At 43.2% G+C, this 16,485-nt stretch carries 13 protein-coding genes; 11 read left to right on the forward strand and 2 right to left on the reverse strand.

Features of this window, described 5'->3' with window-relative positions; all coding sequences use genetic code 11:
* Positions 1 to 100 precede the first annotated feature (100 nt).
* From KPL72_RS03745 to KPL72_RS03795, 11 genes are all read left to right on the forward strand, one after another.
* Positions 101 to 2,293 carry a motility hub landmark protein FimV gene (locus KPL72_RS03745; RefSeq protein WP_219701923.1) on the forward strand — a complete coding sequence of 731 codons (2,193 nt, stop codon included), beginning with the start codon at positions 101 to 103 and terminating at the stop codon, positions 2,291 to 2,293.
* On the forward strand, positions 2,286 to 3,110 hold the full coding sequence (gene truA, locus KPL72_RS03750; RefSeq protein ID WP_219701924.1) for a tRNA pseudouridine(38-40) synthase TruA: 825 nt from the start codon (positions 2,286 to 2,288) through the stop codon (positions 3,108 to 3,110). Before KPL72_RS03745 ends, truA begins: the two co-directional genes overlap by 8 nt.
* Positions 3,094 to 3,711: a phosphoribosylanthranilate isomerase gene (locus tag KPL72_RS03755; RefSeq protein WP_219701925.1), complete on the forward strand. Its 618-nt coding sequence runs from the start codon at positions 3,094 to 3,096 to the stop codon at positions 3,709 to 3,711. Before truA ends, KPL72_RS03755 begins: the two co-directional genes overlap by 17 nt.
* Entirely contained in the window at positions 3,704 to 4,915 is a 1,212-nt protein-coding gene (gene trpB / locus KPL72_RS03760; protein WP_212918691.1) for a tryptophan synthase subunit beta, read from the forward strand. The genes KPL72_RS03755 and trpB overlap by 8 nt, the downstream gene beginning before the upstream one ends.
* A complete protein-coding gene (gene trpA / locus KPL72_RS03765; protein ID WP_212918692.1) occupies positions 4,912 to 5,718 on the forward strand; it encodes a tryptophan synthase subunit alpha in 807 nt (268 codons plus the stop codon). The genes trpB and trpA overlap by 4 nt, the downstream gene beginning before the upstream one ends.
* Before the next feature lie 31 nt (positions 5,719 to 5,749).
* Positions 5,750 to 6,613: an acetyl-CoA carboxylase, carboxyltransferase subunit beta gene (gene accD, locus KPL72_RS03770; RefSeq protein WP_219701926.1), complete on the forward strand. Its 864-nt coding sequence runs from the start codon at positions 5,750 to 5,752 to the stop codon at positions 6,611 to 6,613.
* A 4-nt stretch (positions 6,614 to 6,617) separates the two neighbouring features.
* Positions 6,618 to 7,874, forward strand: a complete 1,257-nt coding sequence (folC, locus tag KPL72_RS03775; RefSeq protein ID WP_219701927.1) for a bifunctional tetrahydrofolate synthase/dihydrofolate synthase — start codon at positions 6,618 to 6,620, stop codon at positions 7,872 to 7,874.
* A gap of 3 nt (positions 7,875 to 7,877) precedes the next feature.
* Positions 7,878 to 8,495 (forward strand): SPOR domain-containing protein, encoded by a 618-nt coding sequence (locus tag KPL72_RS03780; RefSeq protein ID WP_249411754.1) that lies wholly within the window; start codon positions 7,878 to 7,880, stop codon positions 8,493 to 8,495.
* A gap of 75 nt (positions 8,496 to 8,570) precedes the next feature.
* On the forward strand, positions 8,571 to 9,104 hold the full coding sequence (locus KPL72_RS03785) for a CvpA family protein (RefSeq protein WP_212918695.1): 534 nt from the start codon (positions 8,571 to 8,573) through the stop codon (positions 9,102 to 9,104).
* 77 nt (positions 9,105 to 9,181) lie between these two features.
* On the forward strand, positions 9,182 to 10,690 hold the full coding sequence (gene purF, locus KPL72_RS03790) for an amidophosphoribosyltransferase (RefSeq protein ID WP_219701928.1): 1,509 nt from the start codon (positions 9,182 to 9,184) through the stop codon (positions 10,688 to 10,690).
* Positions 10,691 to 10,789: 99 nt separating this feature from the next.
* On the forward strand, positions 10,790 to 11,965 hold the full coding sequence (locus KPL72_RS03795; protein WP_219701929.1) for an O-succinylhomoserine sulfhydrylase: 1,176 nt from the start codon (positions 10,790 to 10,792) through the stop codon (positions 11,963 to 11,965).
* A 101-nt stretch (positions 11,966 to 12,066) separates the two neighbouring features.
* Here the strand turns inward: KPL72_RS03795 and KPL72_RS03800 are convergent, their stop codons facing one another.
* Both KPL72_RS03800 and KPL72_RS03805 read right to left on the reverse strand, forming a co-directional pair.
* Positions 12,067 to 15,234: an efflux RND transporter permease subunit gene (locus KPL72_RS03800; protein ID WP_212918698.1), complete on the reverse strand. Its 3,168-nt coding sequence runs from the start codon at positions 15,232 to 15,234 to the stop codon at positions 12,067 to 12,069.
* Positions 15,235 to 15,245: 11 nt separating this feature from the next.
* Positions 15,246 to 16,340: an efflux RND transporter periplasmic adaptor subunit gene (locus KPL72_RS03805; RefSeq protein ID WP_212918699.1), complete on the reverse strand. Its 1,095-nt coding sequence runs from the start codon at positions 16,338 to 16,340 to the stop codon at positions 15,246 to 15,248.
* Positions 16,341 to 16,485: the final 145 nt, after the last annotated feature.

Genomic DNA, 16,485 nt, shown 5'->3' on the forward strand with positions numbered 1-16,485 from the left:
TAGTGCAAACCATTGATTCTAAAGCTATTGATAAATGGTCACCTGTGTAAGATACTTGTTTAGATATTTATGTCCATAATTTGTAAATAAAGGGAAGCTTATGCTCAGAAAAACCCTCGTTAGTATTGCTGTGTCAGGTGCGCTATATGTGTCCAGCAGTTACGCATTGGAACTGGGTGAGTTGACCTCTCAATCAAATTTGGGCGAACCTTATCGCGGAAAAATTGAACTTTCTGATGTTGGGTCTTTGACAAATAACGATATATTGATTCGTTTGGGCAGTGAAAGTGAATTCCGCCAAGCTGGCTTTGCACAGACTAGAGTTCTATCTCAGTTGAAATTTGATGTCGTTCGCGATAACGGCAATCTTGTTGTTTCTGTTTCGTCTGATCAACCTTTACGGGTCGATGAGCTGCGTTTCGTATTGGCTGCCCGTTGGCCTAGTGGGCAGGTTGTTCGAGAATATCAAACACCATTAAATCAATCTGCTCTCGTTAAGAAATCTCAAAAAGAAGTGGTTCAATCTGTACCTGTTGCATCTGCTTCCGCTATATCTAGTCAAACAGTCTTCCGTAAAGCGACTATTGCTGCAGAGGAACTATCTTCTAAGGGTCAGCTTAATGTGGCCAAAGGAAATACGCTCTGGTCTATTGCAGGGCAAAATCGCCCCTCGAATCAGCTGACCATTTATCAAACAATGATGGCGATACAGGCACTTAATAAAGACGCTTTTTATTCAGATAATATAAATTTATTGAAGGAAGGTGCCATTCTGCGTTTGCCAACTCAGGATCAAATTGCACTTTTTAACAAAACAATTTCAGAGACAGAGTTTAAACGTCAGCATGATGCTTGGATGGCGCTAAAAGGTTCCAACGGTAGTGCAGCTATAGAGCAGGCTCAGTTAAATACGCAAGCGAAAGCGAAAGCCGCGGCTAATGCGCCTGCAGCTGGCGGTGATAAGTTAACCTTAGCTTCTGGGCAGAGTTTATTGCCTGAAGGTGCAGCGAGCTCTAATACTGGGGATGACAGTAACGCAACACTAAGCGCTTTACAGAGTGAGCTGTCCGCTTCACAAGAGATGCTAGATAAAGAGCAGCGTGAAAAAGGCGAACTATCCGCTCAATTGGGTGATTTGAACAAACAGCTTGAAACTCTTGAACAGCTGATTAGTTTGAAAGATAAGCAAATGGCAGACTTGCAGCAGCAATTTGCTAGCGCTCAGCAGGCTCTTCAGGAACAAAAAAATACGGTAGATCAGCTTTTGGAAGCCGATCAAATTCGTCGAGAAAAAGAACAGGCAGAAAATAATTCAATTGTAAATAAGATATTCGGTAATCCAATTGTTGTATCAATTGGTGCGGTAGTCTTGTTACTGCTTGGTTTCTTGATAGGTTTGGTTATGCGTAGGGCTGGAAAGAAACAAGAGGAGCAAGAATCATCAAAAAAGGATGAATTTGATCTTTCGCCAGCCGCGGTGGCTGCTCCAGTCGCCGCCGTTGCGGTGGCCGATTATGCCCTAGACGATGAGCTCGAAGAAAAAGAAGAGTTAAAAGAAGAAGATCCTTTCGCATTTGATTTTGATACACCGGATGAAGATGATGATCTTGAAGATTTCGGTTCTTTCGGAGAAGAGATTGCTTCTGTGGAGTTCACGGATCCAACGGTTGATGACGAAATGGATTTTTCTGATGATCCGGAAGATGAGCTTGAGGGCGCATCAGAAGACGACGCTATTGATGATGATATGTTTGCGTCTGATGATTTGCCAGATCCAGTGCTTGATCTTGATGAAGAAGATGAACTAGATGATTTGGAGGCCTTCGTTGAAGATGATATACCAACAATGACGCCGGAATCTGCTGAATCGATTGATGATGAAGAAGTTGAAAGCGAAGAAGAGTCTTTTGTTTCGAGTTTGCTAAATGACGCAGATCAAGATGATGTTGATGAATCGTCTATTTTTAGTGGTGCTCCAAATGATTCCTTAGCTAATTCAATAGAAGAAACATTGGCGGAAGCTCAGCAAGAAGAAGATGAAATGGAAATTCCTTCATTTGGTGAGGCTGAAGCGGCCGCAGATGAAGAAGTTAGTGATGAAGAGGAAGAGTTCGATTTCTTTGATGCCAGCGGTGATGAAGTTGCAACCAAGCTAGATTTAGCAAGAGCCTATATGGATATGGGGGATGAAGAGGGTGCACGAGTTATTCTGGATGATGTTATTGAGTCAGGTAATGAGCAGCAAATCGCTGAAGCACAGAATATGATGGAGCGAATGTTCCCAAGTGACTAAAAAAGTAGTACTAGTTGTTGAATATAATGGCTCTGAATATAAGGGCTGGCAAGCGCAGAAATTTGGTGTTCCAAGTGTCCAGGAGAATTTAGAAAAAGCGTTGTCTGTCATTGCAAACCATCCTGTTAAGGTGGTTTGCGCTGGTCGAACAGATTCAGGCGTCCATGCAAGTGCTCAAGTTGTTCACTTTGAAACTGATGTGGAGCGAAATGAGCGAGCTTGGACAATAGGTGTTAATACTTATCTTCCAGCTGATATTACCGTTGTGGCTGCAAGTTCTGTATCAGAAGACTTTCATGCACGTTTTAGTGCTTTAAGTCGTCGTTATCGGTATGTCATATATTCGTCGGCTTTTTGTCCTGCTATATTGGCCAAAGGTGTGACTTGGACATATAAGACACTCGATGTTGATGCCATGAAGGCTGCTGCGAAAGAGTTTTTAGGTACTCATGATTTCTCCTCTTTTCGTGCGATTGGCTGTCAAGCCAATACGCCTATCCGAACGATTTTAAATTTCGATGTGCAGCAGCTGGGGCAATATATTGTCTTGGATGTTCGAGCCAATGCTTTTTTGCATCATATGATTCGAAATTTCGCCGGTGTCTTGATGTCTATTGGTGCAGGTGAAAAGCCTATCTCTTGGGCAAAACAGACCTTAGAGGCAAAGGATCGTACCAAGGGTGGTATCACAGCACCGCCAACTGGGTTGTATTTTGTTGATGCTCAATACCCCGATGTCTTTAATGTACCTAAACGACCTTTAGGTCCTCATTTTTTACCCTATGTAGACGAGCCAGCCTATGAACTGCCGAGTTAAAATTTGCGGGATAACAAATCTAGAAGACGCGCTTATGGCGTGCAGTCATGGTGCTGATGCTTTGGGATTTGTTTTTTACGAAAAAAGCCCCAGATATGTATCGTCTGAAGTGGCAAACTCTATTGTGTCTCAGTTGCCGCCTTTCGTAACGCCCGTGGCTTTATTTGTCGATGCTGATGGGACTCTAATTAATTCTGTAATAAGTGGCAGCTCGCGCTGGGTTATTCAGTTTCACGGTAGTGAGTCTGAATCTGAATGCTTTTCTTATCAGCGTCCATATATGAAAGCATTACGAGTGCAGAAGGGGGATGATGTTACAGCTTTGGTGAATCAATACCCGAGTGCTAGCGCTATGTTGTTGGATGCCTATAAAGCAGGTGTGCCTGGCGGAACTGGCGAGGTGTTTGATTGGTCTTTGATTCCAGATAATTTGTCTAAACCGATTGTGCTGGCGGGTGGCTTAACCCCAAGTAATGTCGAGCAAGCGATAAAACAAGTTAAGCCTTACGCCGTAGATGTTAGTGGTGGTGTTGAGTTATCAAAAGGCATCAAGAGTGAGCCTAAAGTTCAAGAATTTATTAGTGGAGCAAAATGTGGATAGCAAAGATATTAATCTAGATTTACCTGATTCTCATGGTCGTTTTGGTCCCTATGGCGGCATATTTGTTTCTGAAACGCTGATGTCGGCGCTAGAAGATTTGGCTGAAATGTATGAGCGCTTATCTAAAGATAGTGCTTTTCAAGCAGCCTTTGACTATGACTTGGCGCATTATGTTGGCCGTCCATCTCCGCTCTATTTTGCCGAGCGGCTAACAGAAAAAGCCGGTGGTGCGAAGATATACCTGAAGCGTGAGGATTTGAACCACACGGGTGCCCATAAGATAAACAATACAATTGGGCAGGCCTTGCTAGCTAAGCATATGGGCAAGCCAAATATTATTGCAGAAACTGGAGCGGGACAGCATGGCGTCGCTTCTGCGACGGTTGCGGCTCGGTTGGGGTTGAAGTGTAAGGTGTTTATGGGGGCTGAGGATATTCGTCGTCAGTCACTTAATGTGTATCGAATGAAGTTGTTAGGTGCGGAAGTCGTTCCTGTCGAATCAGGTACTAAGACATTAAAAGATGCGCTTAATGAAGCGATGCGCTATTGGGTAGGGAATGTAGATGATACCTTTTATATTATTGGTACTGCTGCTGGCCCTCATCCGTATCCTAAATTAGTTCGAGATTTTCAATCCGTTATTGGTCGTGAAACGAAAGCTCAATGTTTGGCGCAGGAAGGTCGTTTGCCTGATGCTGTTGTTGCTTGTGTTGGTGGTGGCTCAAATGCCATTGGCATGTTTCATCCATTCATCAAAGATGAAAGTGTCGCAATGTATGGAGTTGAAGCGGGTGGTGATGGTATTGAAACCGGTCGTCACGCCGCTCCATTGAGCGCTGGTCGTCCTGGTGTTCTTCATGGGAATCGTACTTATGTCATGGCTGATGACGATGGTCAGATCATTGGTACTCATTCTATCTCTGCTGGTTTAGATTATCCTGGTGTCGGTCCTGAGCACGCTTGGTTGAAAGATATTGGCCGTGCTAACTATGTGGCGATTAATGATGATGAGGCGATGGATGGCTTCCGAGATTTAACTCGTTTGGAGGGGATTATGCCTGCGCTTGAGTCAAGTCATGCCGTTGCTTATGGCATGAAGTTAGCGGCGACGATGGAAAAAGATAAGATTGTTGTGATTAATCTTTCGGGTCGTGGTGATAAAGATATTCTTACCGTTGCTGAATTGGATGGGATTGAAGTATGAGTCGCATTAAACAATGTTTTGAGAATTTAGAAAAATCTGGTAAAAAGGCGCTCATTCCGTATATTACCGCTGGTGATCCTAGTCCTGATTATACAGTGACCTTGATGAATGCTTTGGTTGAGTCTGGCGCTGATGTTATTGAGATTGGTATGCCTTTTTCTGATCCAATGGCGGACGGCCCAGTCATTCAGTTGGCTTGTGAACGTAGTTTAGCTGCTGGAACCAGCGTTAAAAAAGTACTGCAAATTATTACTGAATTTAGACAAGGTAATAAGCAAACACCGGTTGTTTTGATGGGCTATTTGAACCCAATTGAGTTTTTTGGGTATCAGGCATTTTCTGATGCTGCAAAAGAAGCGGGTGTTGATGGCATTTTATTAGTAGATCTGACTCCTGAAGAGGCAACAGATGTAGTAGAATGCTTCCGAGAGAACGAGATAGATCTTATTTATTTGCTGTCACCTACGACAACACCAGAGCGCGCAAAGAAAATTTGTGACTTGGCATCAGGCTATGTTTACTACGTTTCTGTGAAAGGTGTAACTGGTTCTGCTGAGCTAGATGTCGATAGCGTTAAGCAGCATGTTGATGCATTGCGCAAAGTCACGACATTACCTATTGGTGTTGGTTTTGGTATACGCGATGCAAAAACTGCAGCTTCAGTAAGTAAATGTGCTGATGGCGTTATTGTTGGTAGTGTATTAGTTAATGCTATCGCTGAGAATAAAGATCATCAAAAAGAATATGTGGCTGACGCTCTAAGCGCTATTTTATTGCCTATGCGTAATGAAATGGATGCTTAAGCGACAGCAAACGAGAAATGTGGAGAAGTAAATGAGTAGCTGGTTAGATAAATTTGTCCCTTCCATTGTGCGCAGTGAATCAAAGCGTAGTACAGGTTCTGTGCCTGAAGGTCTTTGGAAAAAGTGCCCTAAATGTGAAAATGTTCTATATCGTCCAGAGTTGGAAAAAAACTTAGATGTTTGTCCAAAATGTAATCATCATCTTCGTGTTGGTGCTCGTCGTCGTTTAGATATTTTCTTGGACAAAGAGGGGCGTCATGAAATTGGTGCTCACCTTGAGCCTGAAGACAAATTAAAATTCAAAGACTCAAAGCGTTATAAAGATCGTTTAGCTGATGCTCAAAAAGCGACTGGCGAAAAAGACGCCTTGGTTGCTATGCAAGGTGCTTTGAATGGTATGCCAGTGGTTGCAGTAGCGTTTGAATTTAGCTTTTTGGGCGGTTCTATGGGCGCTATTGTCGGAGAGCGTTTTATCCAAGCGGTTAACGTTTGTTTAGAAAAACGTATTCCGCTTGTATGCTTTTCTGCCAGTGGTGGTGCGCGTATGCAAGAGGCGCTAATTTCTTTGATGCAGATGGCAAAAACAAGTGCTGGTTTGGAGCGCTTGAAGCAAGAAGGTATCCCTTATATTTCTGTTATGACGGATCCAGTTTTTGGCGGTGTGTCTGCTTCTTTGGCTATGTTAGGCGATTTGAACGTTGCTGAGCCAAATGCTTTGATTGGTTTTGCTGGCCCTCGCGTTATTGAGCAAACCGTTCGTGAAAAATTACCAGAAGGTTTTCAGCGTAGTGAGTTTTTGTTGGAAAAAGGCGCGTTAGATATGATTATCAAGCGTGATGAAATGCGTAACCGCTTATTCAATATTTTGTCTTTGTTGACCAACAAGGCGGCTTAATTAGATGACGCACACGTCATTAGCTAGCTGGCTCTCATATATTGAGAGTCAGCATCCTTCGGAAATAGAGTTAGGTCTAGAAAGAGGGAGCAAGGTATTAGCTCGACTAAACTTATCTAGACCTAAGCATAAAGTGATCACTGTAGCTGGAACAAATGGCAAAGGATCAACTTGCGCCATGCTGACTCAGTATCTGTGTTCACAAAACTATTCTGTTGGTACCTACACATCTCCCCATTTTCTTGCTTTTAACGAACGGATTGCATTGAACGATTCGCCTTGCGACGATGAGATTCTTTGTCGTGCTTTCGAGGTCATTGAGGCTGCGCGAGAAGATATTGCCTTAACGTATTTCGAATTCAGTACGCTCGCTGCGCTATGGATTTTTGATCAGTCTGAGTTGGACTATTGGGTGCTTGAAGTAGGGTTAGGAGGGCGCTTAGATTCTGTCAATATGATAGATACTGACGTTGCTGTTGTGACTTCTATTTCTTTGGACCATATTGATTGGTTGGGTGATAACTTGGATGTTATTGCTCGGGAAAAAACAGGCATTGCGAGAAAAGATAAGCTGCTTGTTAGTGGAGTGGTTAATCCACCCAGTACTATCGCGAGTACAGCGCTAGAAGTCGGTGCACATTTACGCCAAAAAGGTCTCGATTTTCATTTTGAGCTAGGCAAACACACTTGGTCTTGGTCTGGTGATGGTGTTCAATTTGAGAGTTTACCTATTCCATCGCTACCCTTGCAAAATGCAGCTACTGTTGTTGCAGTCTTGGTGTATATGGGGCTTTCTCCTACGCATGACGATCTAGTTTCTTTATTTAGCCGTGCACAGCTAATGGGGCGTTTTCAGAAAGTGGCAACGTCTCCTGATGTATACATTGATGTGGCTCATAATCCTGAGGCTGCTATTGAATTAGCTCATCGTATCAGCAGCTTGCCACGTAAGCCGGTTGCTGTTTGTGGTATGTTGAAGGACAAAGATATTGCTAGTGTGATGGTGCATCTGGCTGACAGTTTTTCAGATTGGCTGTGCTGTGATCTGGCTGGGCCCAGAGGTGCGAAGGCAAGTGAGCTTGTGAAGCATATTATGCATAGCTCTCCAGGCCTTGTGTCGAAGACAAATGCCTTTTCGTCTGTTGCTAGTGCGTTTCATGCTGCGTTATCAATAGCTCAAGCAGAACAGCGCTCAGTGATTGTTTTTGGTTCCTTTGTAACTGTCTCGGATTATTTGGCGCTTAATCAATCAAAAGAGTGATTTATGATAGATAGAACCGTTACGTACAGACTTATTGGTGCCGGTATCATGGTGCTATCGGCAGCAATAATATTGCCTTTAATTTTGGATGGTGAGCGTCCAGCAGAGTTGGATGCTCAAGTTCAAGTTACCACGCCGCCAGCTTTCCCTGTTGTGGATATCGCCCCTGTTCAACCTGTCGATAGTTTGCCTGTTGAGCAATTAGTTGGGGAAGAAAAGGCCGCCGAAGATATTCGTTTGATTCCAGTTCCTCAATCAGCAAAAGATGTGGCAAGCATTAGTAAAGCTGAGTCTACTGTTTCTGCTAAGTCTGAGGCTAAATCCGAAGTAAAGCCTGAAACAAAACCTGAAGTGAAAGCGCCCGTTGAAAAAGCGACACCAGCAGAAATTGCCGACCGTTGGGCGCTGCAAATCGCGACATTTAAGGGTAAGGATAATGCTGTTCGCTTAGTCGAAAAGCTTAAAGGGGCTAATTACGATGCCTATAGCTTGACGACTAATTCGCTTTATAAAGTGTATGTTGGCCCCGAGTTCAAGCGGGAAACCTCTGAAAAAATGCGTGATGATATTAAGAAGAAATTTAACTTAAACGGCATTGTCGTTAAATATTCAGTTAATTAGTTCGAGGTTTTGTGTCTCGGTATTTGGAAAATCTTAGGCATCTGTTAAACTCCGCAGCGATTTTTAGAGGTATTCATGGAGCAAGTAAGTTCAATGTCGACGATTGATTGGTTGATAATTGCTGTAGTGGTTCTTTCCACGCTTTTAAGTTTAAAAAGAGGCTTTGTTAAGGAAGTTTTATCGCTTCTAACTTGGGTGGTTGCTTTTGTTGTATCGGTTAAGTTCTCAGATCAGATGCAATCTCTGCTTATTGATCAGGTTCAAAATGATCAGATCCGCTATATTGTTTCATTTGTTTCCTTATTTATAGCTACTTTAATTGTTGGGGCCTTGGTGAGTTTTTTGCTAGGTTCCCTTATTCAAGTAACCGGTTTATCGAGCACTGACAGAGTATTAGGCATGTTATTTGGCTTTGCTCGTGGTGGCTTGATTGTCGTGGCTTTTGTTTCTTTATTGAGCTTAAGTCCAGCTATTGAAAAAACAGAGTTTTGGAAAACTTCACAATTGATCCCTCAATTGGGACAGTTGAATGACTGGACGCGTGATATGTTAGGCAAGAGCTCGAATCTTATGGATTCGTCTCTCATTGACCGCGCCCTTGGAAATTAGTTGCTCAATGTAGCAGCCAAATAGATAAAGAACCTTTGCGGCGTTTGTCGCAATTCCCCAACACGAGGATCTAGAACATGTGTGGTATCGTTGGTGTCGTAGGCACGTCTGTGGTTAACCAAGCAATTTTTGATGCGTTAACCCTTCTTCAGCATCGTGGGCAAGATGCTGCGGGTATGGTTACAAGCCATAACGGACGATTATGTTTACGCAAAGACAATGGTCCGGTGAGTGAGGTATTTCGCACTCGCCATATGAAAAAACTACACGGTAACATAGGTATAGGCCATGTCCGTTATCCAACGGCAGGGACTTCTAGTTCAGCAGAAGCTCAACCATTCTATGTTAACTCTCCCTACGGCATTTCACTTGCACACAATGGTAATTTAACGAACACCGCTAAACTGAAGCAGGAAGTATTTGAGTCTGACTTACGTCACATCAATACGACCTCTGATTCTGAAGTCTTGGTAAACGTCTTGGCTCACGAACTTCATGAAGAAGGAAAGTTGGTGCCAACCCCTGAAGATATTTTTAATGCACTTGAGCGTGTTTATAAACGTATCGAAGGTGGTTATGCGGTTGTTACCTTGATCACAGGTTATGGTATTTTGGCATTTCGTGATCCAGATGGTATTCGTCCATTGATTTATGGCTCTCGTCAAACAGATGAGGGTGTTGAATACATGGTTGCTTCTGAAAGTGTGGCGCTTGATGCGGCAGGTTTCAAAATTGAGCGTGATATCCAGCCAGGTGAAGCAATCTTTTTTGATCTAAACCACAACGTTCATGTACGTCAGTGCACACCGAAAAAAGTAGCGCGTCCTTGCTTGTTTGAATATGTTTACTTTGCTCGTCCAGATACGGTTATTGACAGTATCTCTGTCTACAAAGCACGTATCAACATGGGGGATCGTCTTGCAGCGAAAATTCAGCGTGAATGGATAAATCACGATATTGATGTGGTTATTCCAATTCCAGATACAAGTCGAACTGCTGCTTTACAAATTGCGCAAGCATTAAATATTCCGTTCCGTGAAGGTTTGGTTAAAAACCGCTATATCGGTCGTACGTTTATCATGCCAGGTCAGGCTATTCGTAAAAAATCTGTGCGTCAAAAGCTGAACCCTGTGCCTTTTGAGTTTAAAGATAAAACGGTACTACTTGTTGATGATTCCATTGTTCGTGGTACGACAAGTAAAGAAATTATCGAGATGGCACGAGAAGCAGGTGCGAAGAAAGTATATATCGCATCAGCGGCACCAGAAGTTCGCTACCCGAATGTTTACGGTATCGATATGCCTGCGGCTAAAGAACTTATTGCCCACGATCGTAATGTCGATGAAATTTGCGAATTAATTGGTGCGGATAAATTGATATTCCAAGATTTGCAAGATTTGATCGATGCATGTATTGATGAAAAACACTCAGATGTTCGTGAATTTGATACTTCTGTGTTTGACGCAAAATACATTACAGGCAATATTGATGCTGCTTACTTAGCGGGTATTGAAGGCGCGCGTAATGATTTAAATAAAGCTGCGGTCGAAGACCAAGAAGCTAGCGATATGATGCATCCTATGTAATATTTGCATTATCTTGTGACGGATAAAACTAAGCCAGGTCACGCCTGGCTTAGTTGTTTTTGGAAAATGATTTTTTGAAAAGTGGCTTGGAGTGAAGTAATGGCTGATTATAAAGACGCAACGAATGCGATTCGTGCAGGTATTCGTCAAACGCAAGAGCAAGAAAACAGTGAAGCCATTTTTATGACCTCGAGCTTTGCTTATGGCAGTGCAGAAGAGGCGGCAGGAAAGTTTTCTGGTGAAGAGGATGGTAACGTTTATTCTCGTTTTACCAATCCAACCGTTGAGTTATTTGAAAAACGCTTAGCCACTTTAGAAAAAGGTGAGGCGGCCATTGCGACGAGTTCTGGTATGGCTGCGCTAATGACCTTAGCATACAGTTTGTTAAGTGCAGGTGACCGCGTTGTTTGCTCACGCAATATTTTTGGTTCTACGGTTAAATTCTTTAATACTTACACAACAAAATTTGGCGTCGAAGTAGTTTATGTTGATGCGACAGACTACGCCGCGTGGGAAGCAGCGATTAACGAAAACACACGTTTTTGTTATTTCGAAACACCATCTAATCCGCTTTATGAAGTAGTAGATGTTGCTCGTGTGGCCGCATTAGCGCATGCCAAAGGTGCTTTGCTTTGTGTTGATACGGTTTTGGCTACGCCAGCATTGCAGAATCCTTTGACGCAAGGTGCGGATATAGTGATGCAATCAGCCACTAAGTTCATTGACGGGCAAGGTCGCTGCCTAGGTGGTGCTTTAATTGCCAGCCAAGAGATAGTTGATGTCTTTACCGCCTTTATGCGCAGTGCTGGGCCATGTATGAGCCCGTTCAATGCGTGGGTGTTGTTGAATGGCCTTGAAACCTTGTCTTTACGTATGACAGCGCATTCAGCAAACGCTTTGAAGTTGGCAGAGTTCTTAGAAGCACATCCTAAAGTGCTTAAAGTGAATTACGGTGGATTGCCTAGCCACAAATACCATGAACTTGCTAAACAGCAGCAAAAAGACTTTGGTGGTTTGTTATCCTTTGAAGTTGATGGTGGTCGTCAGGCTGCTTGGACGGTAATCAATGCTACTAAGCTGATGTCTATTACGGGTAACTTAGGTGATACCAAAACCTTGGTGACTCATCCAGCTACCACGACTCATGGCCGTTTGACGGATGAAGAAAAAGCCAAAGCTGGTATTGCAGAAGGCTTAATTCGCGTATCTGTTGGCTTGGAAGATATTGACGATATTATTGCAGATGTCAAAGAGGCGTTAGCACAGTTGGTTTAATGTTTGCCTGCTGCTAATAACAAGTTATAAAAAAGCGGACTTAGAAAATACTCTAAGTCCGCTTTTTTGTTTTCAGTGAATTCTCTTCAGGGAGGCTGGGCTTAACTGTCTTTTGTTTCTTCCTGTTGGGTTTGCTGGTCTAAAGCTTGCTCCTCCAATGCTTGGAGCTGTTTTTGTTCTTTGCGGCGATAACCTAGAACCAATAAACAAGGCGTGAGAATAAGTGTTAATGGTGTGGCAAAGGTGAGGCCGCCAGCAATGGCGGTGGATAATTGTGTCCACCATTGAGCCGATGGTGCGCCAATGCTAAAAGACTGGTGAATAAGGTCAATATTAAGCTGAAAAACCATCGGTACTAGTCCAAGAATGGTTGTGATAGTTGTCAGCATAACCGGTCTTAGGCGCTGAACACCTGTTCGTATCGCTGCTTCCCGAACCATCATGCCTTGCTTGCGGAGCCCATTGAAGGTATCGATTAAAACAATGTTATTGTTTACAACAATACCTGCAAGGGCGATCACTCCAACCCCGCTCATTACAATGCCAAATGGCTGTCCTTTCACCATAAGTCCAATAAAAACACCCATGGTCGAAAAGATGACTGCACTCAATATCAATAGGCACTGGAAGAAATTATTAAACTGGGTGACTAAAATGATAGCCATGATGAAGAAAGCAACAGCAAAGGCTTTAATCAAAAATATCATGGATTTTTGTTGGTCTTCGGTATTACCACGGAACTCATAGCTAACGGATTTATCAATGCCAGCAGCATCCAGTTTTACTTTTATGGCTTTGATTACTTCATCGACTACTAAGCCGTCTTTTACATCGGCTTCAATTTTAATGGTTTTCTTGCCGTCCGTTCTGTTTATGACACCTTGTTTAGGAGCGGCATACCGATGAATGAAGTTGCTGGCTGGAATGCTGCCTTGATTAGTTGGAATCTGCAGTTGATCCAATTGATCCAGACTGCGTTGATTAACTGGATAACGTAAAACGATATCAATTTTGTCATCCGCACCTTCAGGTAAGAAATCGCTTAATGTAATGCCTGTGGTGACTAATTTAATGACGTTGCCGAGACTGTTAACGTCGACACCGTAACGGCTGGCTTCTTCGCGATTGATGTCGATACGCCACTCAATGCCTGCAAGAGACCTGTCATCATTTACTGTTATTATCTCATCTCTGATTAAGAGCTGTTTGCTGATTTCGTCAGCAGCAAGATTAAGGGCTTCAGAATAGTTTGAACTAAGTTGCAATTGGATGTCGGCACCAGATTGCGGGCCGCCTTGTTCTTTTTCTGCACTGATCTCGATACCAGGGATTTGCTTGGTTTTTTCTCTTATTCTATCCAGTATAACGCCCGCAGAGTCGCGTTTGTACCAGTCAATAAACTCCATGCTTATTGAGCCAATGCTATCTGGTGCGGCATTGTTTCCAGGTGTTGAGTAGGAAGTGGAAACAACACTCTTTAGTTCTCGTGTGCCAATGATTTGCTGTTCAACTTGTCTGACCAATGCATCCTTTTCTTCAAGAGAAAGGTCACCGCGAGCTCGTATGTCTAAATTAGCAGATTCGGGTTCGATGTTAGGGAAGAATTCAATGCCCTTGCCAAACTTGCCATAGCTAACAAAAATGCTAAGCAGTAGAGCAATAGTGAACAATAAAACCCAAATAGGGCGTTCTACTAGGCGAGTTAGCATTCGACCATAGAACCCAGTTGGACCAGTAAGCTCTTTTAAGTCACCGGTTTCTGCAACTCGTAAGGCATGTATTGTTTTTTCTGTATAGGCGCCTTTTTTGCCGATAATGGAACCTATAGTTGGTAATACAATTAACGCCATTACCAAGGATGAGGAAAGCGTCGCTATAATGGTTATAGGCATGAAACGCATGAATTCACCGGCGATATCTGGCCAAAATAATAAGGGCATGAAAACAGCTAGAGTGGTAGCTGTAGAGGCGGTGATTGGCCACGCCATGCGTTTAGCAGCCTCACTGTAGGCTTGTCGTTTGGATGCTCCTTCTGCCAGCCTGCGGTCAGCATACTCAGTAACAACGATAGCTCCGTCTACTAGCATGCCAACACTGAGTATTAAGGCGAATAAAACAACCATGTTAATGGTGTAGCCTTGTAAATCGAGAATTAAAATACCGGATAAGAATGCGCCGGGGATGGCTAAGCCAACCAATATGGCGCTGCGTACACCAAGTGCCCAGACAATCACTATCATTACTAGCAATGTCGCCGCTAGCACGTTATTGAATAGATCGTTTAGTGATGTCTCAATATCGGTGGATTTATCGCCAGTAAGGTTGTATTCGATGCCTTCTGGCCATTGTTCACTTTCGTTTTGCACCGCGGCTTTAACAGCATCTATGGTTTCTATGATGTTAACGCCGACTCGTTTTGAGACAGCGAGTGTGATGCTGCGTTTGCCTTCTACACGTGCGTAACTGGTCGGATCTTCAAAGGTCAACTCGCCGGTAGCTATATCCTTCATAAGAACGACTTGGTCGCCATCTGCTTTAATAGGTAAGTTTAGAATGTCTTCTTCGGTTTTAAGTAAGCCCGGGACTTTTAGCGAAAAGCGTCCGGCTCCTGTGTCTAGATTGCCTGCCGCGACTAGACGGTTATTGCCAGAAACGAAGTTGGCAACGTCAGACAGTGAAAGATTGTACGATTCAAGTTGCTCAGGGCGAATGATGATCTGCGCTTCTTGTTCACGGTCGCCACTGATTTTTGCTTCTAACACGCCATCAATGGCTTCAATGGAGTCTTGAAGGTTTTTTGCTGTTCGACTGAGTGTGGCGAAGCTTACATTGCCCGATAAGTTAACTCGCAAAACAGGGAAAGTTGAAAGGTTCACTTCCGTTACTGTTGGCTCATCGGCATCGTCAGGTAGCTCGCTTTTGGCTCTATCTACCTTGTCTCGTGTATCACTAATTGCTTGGTCAATGTCTACGCCAGATTCGAATTCAAGAATGATAGAAGCGTGGCCTTCTGAGGCAGTTGATTTCAGTTCTTTTAAGCCTTCCAGTCCTTTGAGTTCTTTTTCTAACGGATGGACTAGTAAGCTATCAGCATCTTCGGGCGAGATGCCTTCCAAAGTGACAGAGACATAAGCCATCGGAATGGTAATGTCAGGGTCGCTTTCTTTCGCGATTTCAATGTAAGAAACCGTACCCATGATGAGAATGAGCACGAAGAACATCATAACGGTACGAGAGCGAGCTAAGGCCGCCTCAATCAATGTTTGCATATCGGGCCTCCTTAGTTTTGATAGTGAGCTTCAACTTTATCGCCAGCAGACACGAAACCTTGTCCTACGGTAATAATGTTCACATTATCTGGAAGGCCGCGCACCCAAACTTGATCGCGTTCTGATTTGACGATTTCCACTGGTGAAACAACAACCTTGTTGTCTATATCTATGGTTTTTATGGCTGTTCTGCCGGAGTCATCTAATGTAAGTAATGCAGGGGAAAAAGCATGAGCTCTTTGTTCATCGAGAATAAAGTCCACTGCCGCAGTTAAACCGGCAGGAATAACATTGTCGGGATTATCAACCTGCATTTCTACTGTAATGGTTCGACTAGATTCGTTAGCCGTTGCGCTAATATAAGAGACAAAACCTTCAGCTTCATAGCCAGATTCAAGACGTATATTGCCTTGAGTGCCAAGCTTTATTAATTGAATTTTATTTTGCGGAATATTCACTGAGACTTTTATTGGATTAACCGAAACCAATGTACCAATAGTGGCGCCGACGGCTAACACTTGTCCTTCTTGTACATCCAGAACGTTTAAAATGCCGGAGAATGGGGCAGTTAGGTTTGCATTTTCTAAATCAACTAAGAGTGCTCTCTCTGTTGCTTTTGCTGAGGCAAGGTCTGTTTCGGCTTGGGCTAAGTTCACCTTTGAAGCTAAGTTCCCCGCATTTAATTTCTTGATGCCATCTAACTCAAGTTGTCGCTGTTTGACGAGTAAGGCTGCTTGCTCTATTTGGATTTTCAGTGTGCGAGTGTCTATTTGTAGGAGGGAAGTGCCTTTTTTTACAAAACGACCTTTTTCTACTGGTAGTTTTGTAATTCGTCCCTGATAGCTGTTTATAAGTTGTAGTGTTTCATCGGCTAAGGTTTGTCCACTTAGCGGTAAATGCATTTCAATGCTTTTGGTTGTCAGGGTTTTTGCTTGGACTGGGTAGGCTGGTTTGCTCTCTGTTGATTGTGACGTAGCGGTATTTTCTTTAGGGTTTGTGCCTGTTGGACTAACTGTAATGCCATTGCCTCCTGCAATCATCCAAGTTACGGCTGCTACGGTAACGACCACTGCAGTAATTGGCCCTACCTTACTTTTAAACTCCATTTAACACTCCATGAAATAGAAAATTTATCATTTGGTGTGCTAAGTATATTCGCAAATATTGAGGAAGGAAGAAGTTTTGTTTAAACCTTGTAAATAGAATAGCAATGTTAAGTCTCTATTTTACGAGCAAAGGTGCCGAAAATAT

It is taken from the genome of Marinomonas lutimaris (genome assembly GCF_019426345.1).
GTDB classification, from domain to species: Bacteria; Pseudomonadota; Gammaproteobacteria; order Pseudomonadales; family Marinomonadaceae; genus Marinomonas; species Marinomonas lutimaris.

Coding starts and splice junctions, on each gene's coding strand:
- KPL72_RS03745 (WP_219701923.1), top strand. CDS start 101: ATGCTCAGAAAAACCCTCGTTAGTATTGCTGTGTCAGGTGCGCTATAT.
- KPL72_RS03755 (WP_219701925.1), top strand. CDS start 3,094: ATGAACTGCCGAGTTAAAATTTGCGGGATAACAAATCTAGAAGACGCG.
- trpA (WP_212918692.1), top strand. CDS start 4,912: ATGAGTCGCATTAAACAATGTTTTGAGAATTTAGAAAAATCTGGTAAA.
- accD (WP_219701926.1), top strand. CDS start 5,750: ATGAGTAGCTGGTTAGATAAATTTGTCCCTTCCATTGTGCGCAGTGAA.
- folC (WP_219701927.1), top strand. CDS start 6,618: ATGACGCACACGTCATTAGCTAGCTGGCTCTCATATATTGAGAGTCAG.
- KPL72_RS03780 (WP_249411754.1), top strand. CDS start 7,878: ATGATAGATAGAACCGTTACGTACAGACTTATTGGTGCCGGTATCATG.
- KPL72_RS03785 (WP_212918695.1), top strand. CDS start 8,571: ATGGAGCAAGTAAGTTCAATGTCGACGATTGATTGGTTGATAATTGCT.
- purF (WP_219701928.1), top strand. CDS start 9,182: ATGTGTGGTATCGTTGGTGTCGTAGGCACGTCTGTGGTTAACCAAGCA.
- KPL72_RS03795 (WP_219701929.1), top strand. CDS start 10,790: ATGGCTGATTATAAAGACGCAACGAATGCGATTCGTGCAGGTATTCGT.
- KPL72_RS03800 (WP_212918698.1), bottom strand. CDS start 15,234: ATGCAAACATTGATTGAGGCGGCCTTAGCTCGCTCTCGTACCGTTATG.
- KPL72_RS03805 (WP_212918699.1), bottom strand. CDS start 16,340: ATGGAGTTTAAAAGTAAGGTAGGGCCAATTACTGCAGTGGTCGTTACC.